Origin of the sequence: Serratia proteamaculans (assembly GCF_013337185.1) — a bacterium.
Lineage (GTDB): Bacteria > Pseudomonadota > Gammaproteobacteria > Enterobacterales > Enterobacteriaceae > Serratia > Serratia proteamaculans_D.
This window is the reverse complement of record NZ_SWDE01000002.1, coordinates 484,074-502,087: the sequence shown is the minus strand read 5'-3', so window position 1 is coordinate 502,087 and position 18,014 is coordinate 484,074. Positions and strand designations below refer to the sequence as shown.

Annotated in this window: 10 protein-coding genes; 8 read left to right on the top strand and 2 right to left on the bottom strand. The window is 57.1% G+C overall.

Features of this window, described 5'->3' with window-relative positions; translation table 11 throughout:
• Positions 1–205 precede the first annotated feature (205 nt).
• From FCL49_RS12565 to FCL49_RS12545, 5 genes are all read left to right on the top strand, one after another.
• Complete coding sequence (locus tag FCL49_RS12565) at positions 206–2,035, top strand: thiamine pyrophosphate-binding protein (protein ID WP_174353858.1); 1,830 nt, start codon at positions 206–208, stop codon at positions 2,033–2,035.
• A gap of 90 nt (positions 2,036–2,125) precedes the next feature.
• The gene (locus FCL49_RS12560; RefSeq protein WP_174353857.1) at positions 2,126–2,551 is read left to right on the top strand and encodes a cupin domain-containing protein; all 426 of its coding nucleotides are present in this window, start codon (positions 2,126–2,128) and stop codon (positions 2,549–2,551) included.
• Positions 2,552–2,663: 112 nt separating this feature from the next.
• The gene (locus FCL49_RS12555; RefSeq protein ID WP_174353856.1) at positions 2,664–3,527 is read left to right on the top strand and encodes a DMT family transporter; all 864 of its coding nucleotides are present in this window, start codon (positions 2,664–2,666) and stop codon (positions 3,525–3,527) included.
• Positions 3,528–3,675: 148 nt separating this feature from the next.
• The gene (locus FCL49_RS12550; RefSeq protein ID WP_174353855.1) at positions 3,676–4,920 is read left to right on the top strand and encodes an MFS transporter; all 1,245 of its coding nucleotides are present in this window, start codon (positions 3,676–3,678) and stop codon (positions 4,918–4,920) included.
• A 260-nt stretch (positions 4,921–5,180) separates the two neighbouring features.
• The gene (locus FCL49_RS12545; RefSeq protein ID WP_135317330.1) at positions 5,181–5,675 is read left to right on the top strand and encodes a DUF1097 domain-containing protein; all 495 of its coding nucleotides are present in this window, start codon (positions 5,181–5,183) and stop codon (positions 5,673–5,675) included.
• Position 5,676: 1 nt separating this feature from the next.
• On the opposite strand, the gene FCL49_RS12540 is transcribed toward FCL49_RS12545, so the two are convergent.
• A complete protein-coding gene (locus FCL49_RS12540; protein WP_135317329.1) occupies positions 5,677–6,660 on the bottom strand; it encodes a LacI family DNA-binding transcriptional regulator in 984 nt (327 codons plus the stop codon).
• Between the two features lie 268 nt (positions 6,661–6,928).
• On the opposite strand from FCL49_RS12540, the gene idnO reads away from it, so the two are divergent.
• From idnO to elaB, 3 genes are all read left to right on the top strand, one after another.
• The gene (gene idnO / locus FCL49_RS12535; RefSeq protein WP_174353854.1) at positions 6,929–7,693 is read left to right on the top strand and encodes a gluconate 5-dehydrogenase; all 765 of its coding nucleotides are present in this window, start codon (positions 6,929–6,931) and stop codon (positions 7,691–7,693) included.
• Between the two features lie 24 nt (positions 7,694–7,717).
• Positions 7,718–8,749 (top strand): L-idonate 5-dehydrogenase, encoded by a 1,032-nt coding sequence (gene idnD, locus FCL49_RS12530; RefSeq protein ID WP_174354000.1) that lies wholly within the window; start codon positions 7,718–7,720, stop codon positions 8,747–8,749.
• An 85-nt stretch (positions 8,750–8,834) separates the two neighbouring features.
• Positions 8,835–9,146, top strand: coding sequence for a stress response protein ElaB (gene elaB / locus FCL49_RS12525; protein WP_012146001.1), 312 nt, complete (start codon positions 8,835–8,837; stop codon positions 9,144–9,146).
• A gap of 42 nt (positions 9,147–9,188) precedes the next feature.
• On the opposite strand, the gene FCL49_RS12520 is transcribed toward elaB, so the two are convergent.
• Positions 9,189–17,831 (bottom strand): GH36-type glycosyl hydrolase domain-containing protein, encoded by an 8,643-nt coding sequence (locus tag FCL49_RS12520; RefSeq protein WP_174353853.1) that lies wholly within the window; start codon positions 17,829–17,831, stop codon positions 9,189–9,191.
• Positions 17,832–18,014 lie beyond the last annotated feature (183 nt).

Below are 18,014 nucleotides of genomic sequence, written 5' to 3'. Positions count from 1 at the left end.
CATTAACGTGAAGCAATTTTGCATCTTTATTTTTACCCGACAATCTTTATCCTTATCAACGTTTATGCTGTGATCTGGCGCACGTTTTGTGCCAATGTTACCCTAAACGCGAAAGCAGATGCGCATGAGAGCCTGTCTCTGTTGGCTAACCGCCTGGTGGGATCGACTCTGAATCAGGTTGGCCTACCACGACTGGACATTAAAAATGGAGTCTCACGCAGAGAAGTTATACACCCCCGTAGCACTGGCAACTGCGGACGGTGTCAGGGTTATTGCAACGCCCGGCACGAAAGCGGCAGAGCAAACAAACGCTGATGTGATTATCCAGGGTCTTGAAGCACGCGGCATTCAGCACATATTCCTGGTACCCGGCAAGCTGGTGTACCCACTGATTAAATCCATTGAACATTCAGCCATTAGCGGCATCGTCGGCGCTCATGAAACCGCCTGCGGCTTTATGGCCGACGGCTACGCCCGTGCCAGCCGCAAGTTTGGCGTTTGTCTGGGCATTTCCGGCCCCGGCACCATGAATTTCCTGCCGGCGATGGCGGCGGCACAGGCCGATAAAATCCCGGTGCTGTATCTGGCCGGCGGTATCGCCACTTATCATGAAGCGCAGGGCGCTTTCCAGGACGGCAGCAATAGCGGTATTGATGAGCTGACTATCGTCAAACCGCTGCTTTCCGCCGCGATAGAAGTGAAAAATAACCTTACGTTGCAGCACGAGCTGCGGCGCAGTTTGTCCTGCCTGAACACCCAGCGTAAAGGCCGTGCTTATTTAAGCGTGCCGGTCGATATGCAAAAGAAAGCGGTGGCCGGCAATTATGAAGCCAGCCCACAGCGTACGCCACAGTGCCGTGAAGCGGCGATCGACCAACAGGCGCTGGAGCAGGTGTTGGATGATTATCTGCTGCGTGGGCTGAACGTGGCCTGCCTGGTGGGTAACCGCATGAATAATCCGTTGGATGCCGCATTGCTGCTGCGCCTGGCGGAGAAATACCGCTTGCCGGTGGCCACTACGCTGTCCGGCAAGGGCGCTTTTCCCGAAGGGCACGAGCTGGCGTTGGGGCTGTATGGTTTCGCCGGTCACACCCGTGCGGTGGAAACCATCAATGGTGATGAAGTCGACGTGCTGTTGGTGTTGGGCTGCGATCTTAGCCAGCGCGACAGCCTGAATTGGAATTCACGGCTGCATGGCACCAAAACGCTGGTGGTGATCGATGAGGATTTCGACAAGGTCAGTTCGCATTATCAGCCGGACATGCAGATTTTCTCCAGCCTGACCGATACGCTGCGGCACCTGCTGGATGCGGTCAGCGACGATGACGCGCATCTGGTTGCCATCAAGAGCCTGCGCAATGGCTGGCTTGAACAGGTGCGCCAACTGCCGTTGGAGCAACAGCAGCCCGATTTGCAGGCGCGTCTGGCCCTGGGTGAAGCCAATATGTACCCCGGTGACGCCATCAAACGCATTCGCAGTCGGATGGGCCCGGACACCAACGTGGTGGTCGACTCCGGTGCGCACCGTATCTTTATGGCGCACCATTGGCTGGCCAGCGGGCGCGGTGATTACCATACCTCAAGTTCCCTGGCACCGATGGGCTGGGCGATTTGTGCCGGCATTGGCATCAAGCTGGCGGCACCGCACCGCGACTGCGTGGTGGTCACCGGTGACGGATGCATGTTGATGCACGGTATGGAGATCCAGACCGCCGCCCGTTATCAGGTCAAAATGACCTTTGTGGTGATGAACAACTGCGCACACGGGGCGATGCATATCGACACCTTGCAGAACCGTGGGGTATCGGCTGACTACACGGCATTGCCAAACCACGACTGGAAGGCCTTCGCCAACAGTCTGGGGGTTTCCTCCGCCAAAGCGGCGACGCTGGAAGAGCTGGACGAGGCACTGGTCGCGGCGGCTGAGCACGAAGGCCCGTTCCTGATAGAAGTGTTGGTGGGAAATCATGTGGCGCCTAATCGCTACTATGCCGAGAGCATCGTAGAATACGAGCAGCGTATCAAAGGCTTGTAAAGGCGGAGCCCTGTTATTGCGGGAGTCATCATTATTGTCCTTTGTATCACGCCATTCTATTTTACTCACAGTAGTCATGGAGCGATAACGATGTATAAACTGACACTTCTGGCATTAATAATGGCTTTTCAGGGCTATGCACAGGCCGCTGACGATCACGGCGAAGGCATTACTAAAGAAACCCTGCTGAAAACCGAGACCTCGTGGGAGGGATCGCCGTACCAGCACTATCCGGCCGGTGCCCCGCAGATCACCATGCTGAAAGTCACCGTGGAACCGAACAAGGTGCTGGCCTGGCATACCCATCCGTGCATCAGCGCGGTGTATATGACCGGCGGTAGCGTTTCGCTGACGGTAAAGAAAACCGGCGTGAAGCACACCTTTAAGCAGGGCGACTCTTTTACCGATACGGTTGATATCGTGCATCAGGGCGTCTCCGGCGATAAGGGGGCCGAAATGCTGGTGTTCTTCGCCTGTGCCGATAACAAACCCTTGACGGTGAAAGCTGCCGAATAATAGCCCGGCATCTTTCAAGCTACAGCGTTGCCGATTGCATTACCTGTAGGGGGCGAATAGATTCGCCCCGTTTTATTTTATTGCCCATTGGGGGCGGTATACCGAGGAAATCATGGTTGCTTTGTGGATGGTTGTCGCCAGCGGGTTCTTTGCGCTGATGGGGGCCAGCATCAAACTGGCTTCGGCCAAGGTCGGCTTTTTCGACATCATTTTTTACCGCTCTGTGATTAACGTGCTGATCGTTGCCGCGTTAATTCAGGTTAAAAACCTCGGTTTTCGCACCCGGCATCTGGGCCTGCATATGAAGCGTGCCGCCATCGGCAATGCGGCGATGTACTGTGGCTTTTACTCGCTGATCCATCTGCCGATTGCCACCGCCACCACGCTGGGCTACACCAACCCCATCTTTCAGTCGGCGATCGCCTTTGTCACCTCCAAAGGCCAGTTGACCGGCAAGCTGCTGTTCTCGGTGCTGCTGGGGTTTATTGGCATTCTGGTGTTGCTGCGGCCCGATACGCCGAACGGTGAATATGTCGCCACGCTGATTGGTCTGCTTTCCGGCCTGCTGACTGCGCTGGCCTATTTTAACGTCGGCAAGCTGGTGCGCACAGGCGAGCCCGAGCTGCGGGTGGTGTTTTACTTCTCGCTAGTGGGTACGGTGGTGGGGGCAGTGATGACCACGGTGGTGGGGTTCACTACGCTTGATAGCGCCATGATACTGTGCGTCTGCGCTATCGGCGTGTTCGGCAGCCTGGGGCAAATCACCATGACCCGTGCCTATGGCAGCGGCAATGCGGTAATCGTCAGCATTCTGTCCTACAGCACCATCATTTTCTCCACGCTGCTCGGTTATCTGCTGTTTGGCGAGAAACTGTCTTATATTGCCGCGGGCGGCATGGCGCTGATTATTCTTTCCGGCGCGCTGGCTATTGTGAAACGCGCTCCGGCGAAGGTCGCCAAGGCTGAGGCTGTGTAATTTTGCATTCAACAGAATGCATTAATGAATCACTATGATGCATTCTTGGCTATTTTGGCAGTTATACCCGAAAGGTATGATAACCGCGTTTCCTGATGAGTTTGGTTTCAGGGCTTAGCGTTTATCCAGATTGTTTCGGGAGAGAAAAATGTCTGAAGGTGTGGCTGTTGATGAAGCGGCTAAAGCGAATTCGGGCACGTCGCATTTTGCCATTCTGCTGTTTTTAGCGCTGGCATTAATGTCTGCACTGCTCAACAGCAGTGCGCCGACGCCGCTTTATCCGCTTTATCAACATGAGTTGGCGTTAAGCTCGGTCAGCCTGACGGTCATTTATGGCGCCTATGCCGCCGGCGTATTGATCTCACTGTTCGGCGTGGGCAACATGGCCGGCAAGGTCAAAGACCTGCGCAGCATGATAGTGCCGGCGTTGCTGGTGGTGCTGGCCGGGGCTTTGCTGTTCTCGATGGCCGATTCGTTTCTGATGATGTTTATGGCGCGTTTGCTGGCCGGGATCGGCACCGGGGCATTAACCGGTGCGGCCAATATTGCGCTGGTACGTTTTGGGCCGAAAGACGGCGGTAAAAATGCGGCATTGATTGCCACGCTGTCGTTTACCACCGGTCTGGCGTTGGGGCCGATTTTCAGCGGTGTGGCGTTGCAAACCGGGTTCCATACCACTTCGTTGCCGTTCATTATCATTATGGCGGTGGCGGCAGTGGCCGCGCTGGGCGTGATGCTGAAATGGCCGGTTGAAGTTGTGGTCGCACCGTTAAGTGGGGCGACGGCGGCTGATAACGCAGCAGAAAAAAGTTCATTGGCTGACGGTCTGCGTGCGACCGGTGGCAAGTTCTACCTGTGTGCCGGTGCATTGTTTATCTGTTGGGCGGTGGCCGCCAGCATTTTGGCGATTGGCCCGAGCGTGTCGGAAAAGCTGTTGGGCATGCATAGCCGCGGCGTTTATGGTTACGTGATTGCGGTTTACCTGGTGATCGCCGGTATCAGCCAAATCCTGAGTCGTCGTGTTAATGCGCGCCATTCGCTGATGTTTGGCTGTCTGGCACAGGCGTTGTCGGTAGTGGTGTTCGCCGAAGCGATTCAAATTCACTCGTTGGCTCTGGCCAGTGCCGGTATGGTGATTGCAGGCTACGCCTACGGGGCAATTTTTGTCGGTAGCGCCACGTTGGTGAATCTGATTTCGCCGAAGGCCAGCCATGCGAGACTGATTTCGCTGTTTTATGTTATTGCTTATATCGCCAACTGGGTACCTATCCTGTTGGGGGTTGTGATCGACCATGCCAGCCTGCATCTGGCGGTCAATCTGTTATTTATGGTCAGTGCCGTGGTGTGCTTGATTTTGAGCTTTATGGTGACCCGTGCGGGCTTCCCGCGCTGAAATATTCTTGCTCTTTTAAGCTGAGGTCTCGCTGACTGAAACTTGAAATAAATATGTTCTCGCTGCGCAATGTGGCGAGCCGATTTCCCTGGTGTTGTTGTGTGTCATTTCCAGCGTGCTTGCCACGCTGGTTTTTTTTGTGACAAATTCCACATTAATGTAATTTTCACGTTTCTCATTACATATTTTATGTGAAATACATCACATAAAAATGCCGATTTTCGAGTAAACTGCGCGCTTTCTCTGCTGCGGGTCGGTTTATGAACGTTATCTTTGCCATTGCTGTGACAACCGGGATCCTCTCCGGCGTTTGGGGCTGGGTGGCCGTCAGCCTGGGGCTGATTAGCTGGGCTGGTTTCCTCGGCTGTACGGCCTATTTTGCTTGCCCGCAGGGTGGGTTGAAAGGGTTGTTGATAAGCACGCTAACCTGCGGCAGCGGGGTATTTTGGGCAATGGTGATTATTCACGGCAGCGAGTTGGCCCCAGGCTTGAGCATCCTCGGTTACCTGCTGACCGGCGCCGTGGCTTTCCTGATGTGCATTCAGGCGAAACAGCAGTGGTTGGGGTTTGTGCCCGGCACCTTTATTGGCGCCTGTGCCACCTTCGCCGGTGGCGGCGACTGGCCGCTGGTGACCCTGTCCCTGGTGGTGGGATTGGTGTTCGGCTACGCGATGAAAAACAGCGGTCTTTGGCTGGCGGCACGCAATGAGAAACCCAAACAAACGGGCGCTGTTACCGAGCATGTTAACCGCTGATTTAAATGGTGCCGCCGAGTGAAATGCGGTAGTGCAGGTCAACGCGCTCGATGCACGGCACCCCTTTAATCCGTTTGAGTAAAATCTCTGTGGCGACTTTGCCCATATCAAACCTTGGGGTGATCACGCTGGCGATGCCCGGCGTGGTGGCCTTGCCAATATCCAGACCGTGAAAACCTGACAGGGCAATGTCCTGTGGCACCTTCAAGCCGAGCCGCAGACACGCCTGCAACACGCCCACCGCCAGATCGTCATTGGTGCACAAGATGCCGTCCAGATCGGGGTAGAGCTGGCGGGCCATCGCCAGCATGTCGGAGCCGACCGAGACCGACGAGACCCGATGTGGCGTGATTTGCCGTGGTGTCAGCCCCTGATTTTCCATCGCCCGGCAATAGCCCTGGAAACGTTTGGTGTCGCGTGCGTCGGACATGGCACCAAAGTAAACCACCTGGCGTTTACCGCTGGCGAGCAGCGCTTCGGTCATGTCAAAACCTGCCTGATAGTTATCAAACCCCACGGCGATCCGCCCCTCGGGCCCTTCAAGATCCATCACCTGCGCCACCGGGATTTTGGCCGCCGCCAGATATTTTTCCGCCCGCAGAGTGTGCTCTGAATCGGTGAGGATCAACCCGGCGATCGGGTAGGCCAGCAGTTGGATAATGTGTTCTTCTTCCCGCTGCCGGCTGTAGTCATAGTTAACCACCAGAGTTTGATAGCCGTTCTCCAGCGCGATGGATTCGATACCGGCCAACAGATCGGCAAAAATCTGGTTGTTGAACGAGGGGATCAGCACGCCAATACGCGGCTTTTGGGATGAGCGTGCCTCATCGCTGTCGGTGAAGTTAACTTCTTTCATCACCTGGGCAATTTTCGCCGCGGTTTCGGCCGCCACCTTGTCCGGCGTGCGCAGATAGCGGCTGACGGTCATTTTGGTCACACCGGCGAGCAGTGCAATGTCCTGCAGCGTGACGCGTTGGTTCTTCATTTAGGGGCCTTAACAGGGGGGCGAAGAGATCGCGAATTCTGCCATGTTAACAAATCGATCTGGTGATAACAATCGACGTCATAAAGTATAAAGTTCCTATTTTTCAATGGAATGAATTAATTATTGATTGCACTGGAATGCGTGGCTTCACGTTAAAGGTAACAGCTTTTAGTAACACGATTTTAAGTGATCTTTATCACGTTTTTACCGGCGATGATCCGCTGAGATAGGCGTCAGTCCTATCCTAATGACATCGCCGGGGAACGTTATGAACAATTTATTTTCACTGGATAACAAAAAAATACTGATTACCGGCGCTTCTCGGGGCATTGGTTTTCTGCTGGCGCGGGGGTTGGCACAGTATGGCGCCCATATTCTGGTCAATGCTACCACCCAGGATAACGCCCAGCGCGCTGTTGAAACACTGCGGCGCGAAGGGTTTCACGCCGATGCTGCGGCTTTTGACGTCACCGATTCACAGGCTATCCATGCCGCCATTGAACGGATTGAGGCGGAAAGTGGCGGTATTGATGTGCTGATCAATAACGCCGGGATCCAGCGGCGTCACCCCTTTACCGAGTTCCCGGAAAAAGACTGGGATGACATTATCGCCGTTAACCAAAAGGCGGTATTTATAGTGTCGCAAACCGTAGCGCGCCATATGGTACAGCGCCAAAGTGGCAAAATTATCAATATTGGCTCGATGCAAAGCGAGCTGGGCCGCGACACTATTACCCCGTATGCCGCCTCCAAGGGCGCGGTAAAAATGCTGACGCGGGGCATGTGCGTTGAGCTGGCGCGTTACAACATTCAGGTCAATGGCATCGCGCCGGGCTATTTCAAAACGGAAATGACTCAGGCGCTGGCGGACAATCCGGAGTTTAGCGCCTGGCTGACCAAGCGCACCCCGGCCGCCCGCTGGGGTGATCCGCAAGAGCTGATTGGCGCGGCGGTGTTCCTGTCGTCCCAGGCTTCCGATTTCGTTAATGGTCAACTGCTGTTTGTCGATGGCGGCATGTCCGCTGCGGTATAGCCGCCTGCTCAGGAGAACATCATGATGAAAATTCAAACCCAATCCTGCGTGGTGAACGGCAAATATGACGTGGCGGTGGTGGAGCAGGAAGTGGATTATCAGGGGGTCGGTACACTGGTGAAAATCACCCGTGGCGGTATCTGCGGTTCCGACCTGCATTATTACCAGGAAGGCAAGGTCGGCAGTTTCCAGGTGCGCCAGCCGATGGTGCTCGGCCATGAGGTGATCGGTGAAGTGGTGGCCAGTGACACTGCGCGACTGCCTGTGGGGCAGAAAGTGGCGTTAAACCCCAGCAAGCCCTGTGGCCAGTGCAAGTATTGTCTGGCAGATCAGCAAAATCAGTGTACTCAGATGCGTTTCTTCGGCAGCGCGATGTACTTCCCGCATGTTGATGGTGCTTTCACCCAGTACAAAGTGGTCGATAGCGCGCAATGTATTGCCTTTGACGCCGATCGTGATGAAAAGGTGATGGTGTTTGCCGAACCGCTGGCGGTGGCGATACATGCGGCGAAGCAGCCCGGCGCAGTGACAGGGAAAAAGGTGTTTGTTTCCGGCGTCGGTCCAATTGGCTGCCTGCTGGTGGCGGCATTGAAGGCGCTGGGTGCCGGCGAAATTGTCTGTGCCGATCTCAGCCCACGTTGCCTGGATATTGCCCAGAAAATGGGGGCAACCCGTTGTCTGCATGCCGGTAATGACGACTTTAGTTTCTATCAGCAGGAAAAGGGGTACTTTGATATCGCTTTTGAAGTCTCCGGTCATCCGTCGTCGTTGCAGCGCTGTCTGGAAGTTACCCGTGCCAGGGGTACCGTCGTGCAGGTCGGGATGGGGGGCCGTTTCCCGGATTTCCCGTTGATGTTGCTGATCGCCAAAGAGTTGAACTTGCTGGGCTCGTTCCGTTTTGTTGAAGAATTTGATTTGGCGGTGGCCTGGTTAGCGGAAGGGACAGTCAATCCACTGCCGCTGCTTTCTGCCGAGTTTGATAACCAGCAACTGGCGCAGGCGTTGGCCTTTGCCGGTGACAAGAGTCAGGCGGCCAAAGTGCAACTGGTGTTCTGATTTTAACCAATAGTCTGATGGCGAAGAGCGGCGATCCTTGTCTATAGTTAAGGACCGTATCATTTTTAATCACGGAGAACTTAACATGGCGAGAAATACGGATAGGGATCAAACCACGCTCGATGACGATCTGAGAATGCTGAGCGACACGCTGGAAGAAGTGTTGAGGTACTCCGGCGATCGCGCCGATCAGGCCTATATCGACATCAAGTCACATGCCGAAGAGGCATTGAGCGAGGTCAAGTCGCGACTGGCTGATACTACCGAGTCCTACTATGCGCGAGCCAAGGACGCGGTGTGCCGTACCGACGGTTACGTGCGTGAAAACCCATGGCACAGCGTCGGTATTGGCGCGACGGTCGGCCTGGTGCTGGGATTGCTGCTGTCACGTAAATAAGCTCCCTGGAAGTTGGGCGCGGCCACCGCCGCGCCCCGATGTTTATTGCCCCAGCATCACCTCCACCTGATGGGTTTTGCCATCGTCTACCAGCGTTATCACCGCCTCCGGCTGTATTTCACCGTCGATAGTCACCTGGGCCGCTCCCTGACCCTGAAGGACGGTCAATTGATACTCGCTGCTACCTTCCCGATAGTTCAGCGTCACCTGCGGCCAGTCCGCCGGCAGACGGGTGTTGACGGTCAGCCGTTTGCCATGGCGTTTCAGCCCCAGCAGTGACTCGACGATCAGCCGGTACATCCAGCCGGCGGAACCGGTATACCAACTCCAGCCGCCACGACCAACATGGGGCGCCACCGCGTAAATATCGGCGGTAACCACGTAAGGCTCGACCTTGTAGCGTTCGGCGGCGGTGCTGTCCAGGCTGTGGTTGATCGGGTTGATCAGCGCCATCAGTTCCCAGGCGCGTTCAATATTGCCCATCTCGGCAAAGGCCATCACCGCCCAAACCGCGCCGTGGGTATACTGACCACCGTTCTCGCGCACGCCGGGCAGATAGCCACGGATATAGCCCGGATTCGGGCCATTGCCGTCAAACGGCGGCGTCAGCAGTTTGATCAGCCCGGCCTGGTCGTCGACCAGATGTTTATCCAGCGATTGCATCGCCTGCAGGCTGCGTGGCTCATCACCGGCGCCGGACAGCACCGACCAACTCTGGGCGATGGCATCGATGCGGCACTCTGTCGATTCATGGGAACCCAGCGGTTCCCCACTGTCGAAATAGCCCCGGCGGTACCACTCGCCATCCCAGGCGTGATTGCGCAGGTTTTCGCGCAGGGTAGCGGCCTGCTGGTGGCACTGTGCGGCCAGCCCGGTATCGTTGCGACGCTGTGCCAATTCGCCGTAGCGCTGCAGAATATGGAACAGGAAGAACCCCAGCCACACGCTCTCACCGCGGCCCTCCAGGCCGACCATATTCATGCCGTCGTTCCAGTCACCGGCTCCCATCAGCGGCAGGCCATGCTCACCAAAGGTCAGCCCGTGTTTCAACGCCCGCACGCCATGTTGGTACAGCGTCTCCTGTATTGCACTTGGCGCCGGTTGTTCGTAAGAGGACTCCTCGCCCGGTGCCAGCTTACGCGCTTCCAGATAGCCCACCTGTTCCTCCAGAATGGCTTGATCGTCGGTGGCGTCCAGATAGTGGCAAATCGCCAGCGGCAACCACAGATAGTCATCCGAACAGCGCGTGCGCACGCCATTGCCCTGCGGCGGGTGCCACCAGTGTTGTACGTCGCCTTCGATAAACTGGCGTGAGGCGCACAGCAGGATCTGTTCGCGCAGGCGTTCGGGGGCGGCATGGGTCAGCGCCAGCGTATCCTGCAATTGATCGCGGAAGCCAAAGGCCCCGCCGGATTGATAGTAACCGCTGCGTGCCTGAATGCGGCACGAGAGGGTCTGGTACAGCAACCAGCCGTTGGCCAGCAGGTTGACGGCCGGCTGTGGCGTGCTGATTTGCACCTTGTTGAGAATAACGTCCCAATGTGCCGTGACCTGCTGCAGTTCATCCTGCAGGCTGTCTTCCCGCAGGTATTTTTGCAGCAGTGCTTCGGCCTCATCGGCGTTTTGGCCAAGGCCCAGAGCGAAGACAAAGCTGCGCTGATCGCCATCAATCAGGCTGATAGCCGACTGGACGGCACCGCAGGGATCCATGCCTGCGCCGGTCTTGCCGGACAACCGTCGCAGCTTCAGCACCGCCGGACTGGTTAAGGTTCCGTTGCGGCCAATGAATTCACGTCGATCGCCACTGACAGAACAGTGCACACCGGTTACGCCGAAGAAAGCCGTTCGTTCCGATCCGCTGCTGCCGTAGTGATTGGTGGCCAGGATGCCGCAGCCGCTATCGAGCGTAGCCGGCTGGGTGACAATGTGCATGGCCGATTTCTGCCGCAGATCGCCGAGGATAAATTCCACATAGCCGGTGGCCGACAGCTTGCGCGTGCGTCCGGAGGTATTGGTCAGCGTCAGCAGGAACAGTTTTACCGGTGCCTCTTTGGCCACCAGCACCTTGAGTTGGCTGTCGATGCCGTTCTCGCGGTGATCGAACACGCTATAACCGAAACCGTGACGGGTCAGGTAGTGGCCGCGGCCGCGGGCGGGCAGCGGTGTCGGTGACCAGAAGTGACCGTTCTCTTCATCACGCAAATAAAAGGCTTCCCCGCTGCGGTCACAGACAGGATCGTTATCCCACGGCGTCAGTCGGTATTCATGGGCGTTTTCATACCAGGTGTATGCCTGTCCGCTTTCCGAAATTACCGAGCCGAACATTGGGTTGGCTATTACGTTTGACCAGGGAGCCGGGGTGATCTTGCTTTCGTTCATCGCAATGACGTATTCACGGCCATCTTCCGAGAAGCCGCCGAGGCCGTTATAGAACTGCAGGGCGTCGATGGCGGGCAACTGCGGCGAATGTAGGTTACGTGGCAGATTATCCACCGTTGCCAGTTTCGAGGAGGCGGTGACCGGCGACAGCGGTTGCTGCAGAACCTGCGGCAGTTGCAGGCGTTGGTTGAGCTGTTCGGTCAGTCCGCCGCGCCGATCGTCGAGATAAATTCGCGCCACGCTGAGCAGCAGCCGGTGATCTTCCGGTGACATATGCTCGCTGGTGCGTACGAAGATACCGCCGGGTTTGTCGGTTTGGGTGGATTCCATGCCGGCGGCGATCAGGCCCATGATCTGGTTCTGCAGTTCCTGGCGGTAGCCGCCGACGTCTTCGTTGAGGATCACCAAATCGACCTGCAGGCCTTTCAGCCGCCAGTAGTTGTGTGCCTGGATCAACTGTTGAACCAGCTCGATATTTTCGCCGTCGGTGACGGTCAGCAACACAATGGGCAGATCGCCGGAGATCGAGTGTCCCCACAGCCCTGACTGGCCACGACGGTTTTGGATGATCTCGCTGCTGGCAGCGCGCATTTCCTGTGCCGGGAACACCACCGCGCTGGCCAGGCGGTTGAACAGATTGGCGTCTTCCTCATTGGCGTTCAGTTGGCGCAGTACCACCTGGCTGTGTGACCAGGCCAGTTCAAACACGCGATCCGCCAGATGACGGTCGCGGTATTTTTCCAGCATCGCCAGGCCGCTGGCGCGGTCTTCACTGACGCCGTAGAAGATATCCAGCGTCAGCGGGACATTAGGCTCCAGCACCACGCGCTGGCGAATAGCGATGATAGGATCAATGACCGGCCCGGCGCTGTTGCTCAGCGGCGTGTTTTGATATAGCGCCTGTGGGTTGGCCGGCGTGCGGCCACGGCCGATAAACCTGGCGCGATCGGTTTCAAACGACGTTTGGCTGGAACGCCCCTGTACCGTCATCATATGCAGTAACCACGGGCATTTTTCCTTGGGTTCACGCGGGCGGCGGTGGCATAAAATGGCGTCCTGCTCCGGCAGCAGTTCGGTTTGTACAAACAGATTGCTGAACGCCGGATGAGCCAGATCGTTACCCGCCGGTGCCAGCACCACTTCGGCATAGCTGGTGATTTCGATGGTACGCGGCTGTTTACCGCGATTGAGCAACGTCACCCGACGCAGCTCGATATCGTCTTCCGGTGAGACCACGATCTGCGTTTTGACCGACAGCGACCCCTGCTGATTCTGGAATTCGGCACCGGCATCATTGAACACGGCGCTGTAGCCCTTGGCAGCCCCGCCGATCGGTTGCCAGGTATTACTCCATACCTCGCCAGTTTGCGGATCGCGCAGGTAGCAGAATGCTCCCCAGTTATCGCAGGTAGCATCTTCGCGCCAGCGGGTCAGCGCCAGGTTTTGCCAGCGGCTGTAGCTGCCGCCGGCCTGGGTCAACATCAGGTGATAATTGACGTTGGACAGTAGCTGCACTTCCGGGATCGGCGTGTCCACCCGGTTAAATTCGCGTGCGGCGAAGCTGGCCGGGGTGATGGTGCCTTCGTGCGTTTCGAAGTGGCGGCGGGCGCTGTACAGCTCTACCGCATCCGGCACCCGTTCCTGCAGTAGCAAACGTGCCGACTGGAACGCCGGATAGTCGGCAAAGCGCGAGACCATCGGCGCATCCAGCAGCAGGTGCGACAGGGCCAGGAAGCTCATGCCCTGATGGTGCGCCATATAAGAACGGATAATCACGTACAGTTGGCCACGGCTGAGGCGAGCGGTGGTGTAATCCAGCGCCTCGTAGAAACCGTAACGGCCTTTGGCGCCATTTTGCTCCAGCGTGACCAGGTTATTGCAGGCGGCTTCCGGGTCGACAATCAGCGCCATCACCGTAGCGTAAGGGGCGACCACCATATCGTCACCCAACCCGCGTCTCAGGCCCAGTCCTGGCACGCCAAAGGCGTGGTATTGATAGTTTTGATCGGCATCGAAGCCAAAGTAGCCGGATTCGGAGATGCCCCAGGGCACGCCGCGCTCCTTGCCCCAGGCAATCTGTCGTTCCACCGCTGCCCGGCACATTTGTACCAGCAGCGAGTCAGGGTAGGCGGGCATCACCAACTGCGGCATCAGGTATTCAAACATCGACCCGCTCCACGACATCAGTGCCGCTTTATGGTCGATCAGAGTGAACAGGCGGCCAAGTGCAAACCAACTGCGTTGCGGTATTTGGTTGGTCGCTATGGCGACATAGTTGGTCAGGCGGATTTCCGAGGCCAGCAAATCGTACTTGCTGCCGTCCATGCGGTTTTGATCGCAGTTAAAGCCGACGGTCAGCAAATGGGTCGATTCGTCATACAGGAAGTGGAAGTCCATTTGCGCCATTTTTTCCAGCCGTTGCTGCAGGCTGTGTAACTGCGCCAGTCGTTCCTGTGCCAGTGCCGTCGCTGCGTCAAGCTTGCCCTGTTGATCGGCCGACAGGGCCAATGAAGCCGGTGGATTAGCCAACCAGTGCAGACTGGGTACCTGCTCCAGCGCTGACTGCCCATCGCTCAGCCAGCCAAACCACTGCGTCCATTCGCTACAAAGCTCGTTGAGCTGTTGATGCAGCGCACCGGCCCAGCGCCGGGTCTCCTCATCGTGATTCAGCGCCGGTTCCTGCAGCCCATTGCTGTAATTGCGCATGGCATTCAGCTCCGCCAGCAGCGCGACGGGATGGCAGTGGTGCGCCTGTTCCCAGTGGTTACGCAGTTTCGGCAGATTCTTCGGTGCGGCGTCACCCCAGTGTTGCTCCAGCAATTGCAGGCTGTCGCCCAGCCCGGCCAGTATCCGTTGCGGGTCAATGACTGGTTTGTGGGCCAGAGCCGGCAGACCGGCGCTGAGCGTCAGCAGATGACCGGCCAGGTTGCCGCTGTCGACGCTGGAGATATAACGTGGGGTCAGCGGCTCCAGCGTGCGGGTGTCGTACCAGTTGTATAAATGACCGCGATAATGTTCCATGCGATCCAGCGTATTGAGCGTCAACTCGATGCGCCGCAGCGCTTCACTGAGCGTCAGATAGCCGAAGTCATAGGCAGTGAGGTTGGCCAATAGCGATAGTCCGATATTGGTCGGTGACGTCCGGTGCGCCACCACCGGTTCCGGAACCTCCTGATAGTTATCCGGCGGCAGCCAGTTCTCCTGTTGATTGACGAAGGTATTGAAGAAGTCCCAGGTCTGGCGGCTGGTATGGCGCAGGAAACGCCGCTGTTCGTCGTTAATTGCGGTTTGACTGCGCTGCGGTTCGTGGCTGAGGTAGTACAGCAGCAAGGGAGCCAGGATCCACAGAGCGGCAAGGGGCAGCGTAATAACCAGTGCCATCGGGTTATGCAGTACGGTGAAAAACAGTAACGCCAGGCCCGTCACCGGGTTAATCCACATAGCGCGGTAGAAGTTTTGCAGCGTGACCTGCTGGCGGGCTTTGGATTGATCGTAGCTGGTCCACTCTTGCAGATTGCGTTTAGTGACCAGTAGCCGCCAGAGGGTGACCATAATCGCTTTCAGGCTGTACAGCGTTTCATGCGGCAGCGTCGCCAGCCGTAGCCCAACCTGAGCCAAGCGGTGCAGCGAGCCGCTCAGTGCTAACCGCAGGTGCTGCAGGAAAGGTCTGCGCGGGGGTTTACGCACAATATCTTGCAGCAGCGCCAGCAGGGTGGGGAGCAGCAGGATAATGGCGAACACCGCCAGCCAATAGCGGGTATTTGGCAGCCAGACGAAACCGCAAAACAGCAACAGTAACAGGCTGGATGCCGTCAGGCTGCGGCGCAGGTTATCGAACAGTTTCCAGCGCGACAGGGTACTCAGTGGGTTGGCGGTACGGGTGCCGTCGGCGGTTTTCACCCGTGGCAGCAGCCAGTTGAGCAGTTGCCAGTCCCCACGGATCCAGCGGGAACGGCGTGCGACATCCACCAGATAGTTGCTGGGATACTGTTCGTACAACAGGACGTCACTCAACAGGCCAGAGCGGGCGTAGCACCCTTCGAGCAGGTCGTGGCTCAGCACCAGGTTTGCCGGGCAGGTGCCTTTCATGCTGTGCGAGAACACATCCACGTCGTAGATGCCCTTGCCAATAAACGAGCCTTCGCCAAATAAATCCTGATAGATATCCGAGGCCATCAGGGTATAGGGATCATTGCCCGGCGTGCTGCTGCACAGTGCGGCATAGCGGCCTTGCCCATAGCTCGGGATCTCTTCGGCCATGCGCGGTTGCAGGATGGCGTAGCCTTCTACTACCCGTTGCTTACGGGCGTCATACTGCGGCTGATTGAGCGGATGCGCCATGGCGGCGATTAACTGGTGGGCGCTTTCACGCGGCAGGACGGTATCGCTGTCCAGGGTGATGACGTACTTGACGTTTTTAAGCACCTCCAGCCCGTCGCCAATCTGGGTACAGAAGGCGTTGCCGCGGTTACGCAGCCAGTCGTTCAGCGCGTTCAGTTTGCCGCGTTTACGCTCCAGCCCCATCCACACGCCCTGTTTTTCGTTCCATTCGCGGTTGCGGTGAAACAGGAAAAAGTGGCTTGGGCCCTGGCAGGGGTAGCGTGCGTTCAGTGCCATCATCTGTTGGCTGGCATAATCGAGCAGGGCAACGTCATCGGCATGCTGCTGATGGGGCGCATCGATAAAGTCGGTAAGCAGGGCAAAGTGCAGATGTTTCATCGCGTTGCCCAGATAACAAACCTCAAGGGCATTGATCAACTTATCAATGCCGCTTTTGCTGTCGATTAACGTCGGTATTGCCACCAGAGTCCGGAATTCGGCGGGAATACCACAGGAGAAGTCGAGCCTGGGCAACGGCTGCGGCGTGCGGCTGCGGGTTGTAACCTCGCTGAGCAGGTTAAGCACGAATTGACTGATGACAATCGCCATCGGGAAAAACAACAGCGCCAGCCCCCAACTGATGCCGGTACTGTAAGCGTGGCGCAGCAGTTCTGCGCAGCAGGCGGTGGTGATCAGGCTCAGACTGCCGAGCCAGGAGAGCAGCGGAGCCTGACTTAACGCATGGCGCAGCCGGGTAATGCGGCCCAGACGTACGTCAAGCTGCTGCTCCAGCTCCGGGCGGCCATCGTCAATCAGGTAGTAACCGATGTGGTTGCAGCGGGGATCGCTGGACGGAATTTCTGCCGCCACGCGCGCCATATTCAGTACCTGCTGGGCGACCTGCACCTCATTGTGTGGGCAGTGTCGCGCCAGCATCTCAATCACGTGGCGGTAGTTGTCGCGGGTGGTAAAGTGCATCAACGGGTAAACCCCGGCCGGATCCTGACGCAGGGTTTGTTCCACCTGGCTCATGGTTTCGACAAACTCGGCCCAGTCCATTTCGCTGAGCTGACGCAGGCCGGAAATGCTGTTGCTGACCGACAATTGGCTGACGGCCAACTGCTGGTTAAAACGGTGGATCAATTCATCCGACGTCAGGCTGACCTCTGCCAGACGTTGCTCGACCCAGGTGAGCGGCAGCGCCAGCATGGTGCCGTGGCCATGCAGGCGACGAACCAGCTCGGCGACAAAAGCGCTGGTGCGCGGGGGATTGGAACGCGCCATATCGGCGATTACCACGATCAGGTTGGCCGGATCGTTCTCCGCTGACTCCAGCATTTTAGTCACCCAGCTGTCGGCCAGGTTACGCTCCTGCTGGGCCTGAGCCACCTCAATGCTGACGCGCCGCAGGTTTTCAATCAACGCCAGGCGTAGCATGCCGGGCAGTGCCCAAAGCTCGCCCAGCGTCAAATTGGCTTCTTTTTGATAGGCGGCGATATAGCGGGTAAGGCTTTCGGCGTCCCAGCGGCCATCTCCGTGGGCTATGGCTTCGGCGGCAATGTCATAGATGCGCGGGCAGTTATGCGGCGCGCCCAGTTGGGGCAGACCACGGCCGAAGGTTTTAGGCAGATGGTGGCGTACAACGCGGATTTGTTCTTCGATCAGGTAGTAGTTGTCCAGCAGCCATTCGCCGGCCGGGGTCATGCTGGCTTTCTTTCCGTTGCTGAGTTGGTGACAGCTTTCCGCCAGAACGCGTTCGTTATCATCCAGCCGCTTCAGCAAATAGTAGGGAGTTTTGCGTGTCGCCAGCTTGTGTGAGCGCGCCAGGCGGTGGCCATAACGCTCCATTTGGTCGACAGAAAACAGTTCGGCCTTGATGGTGCCACCTGTCGGTTCCGGCTCGCCTTTGGCACGCCGGACAGGCAACGAATTTACTTTGGTTGTTTTGCGTTTCTTTTTTAACCAATTGATTAATATTTCTTTCACACAAAGGCTCCTTACATCTGACCCAAAGGGCAGCCGGTGTAACCGCTGGGAGATCGTGAATATCCTGTTTTTTGCGCCGGGTAGATCTGGCGTGGGTTTTTAGCAGGCAGGAACATGCCTTTTCAGTATAGCCGCACAATGCTTTATCGGACGCTTTTTGAACTAATTGTTTAGATTTAATAA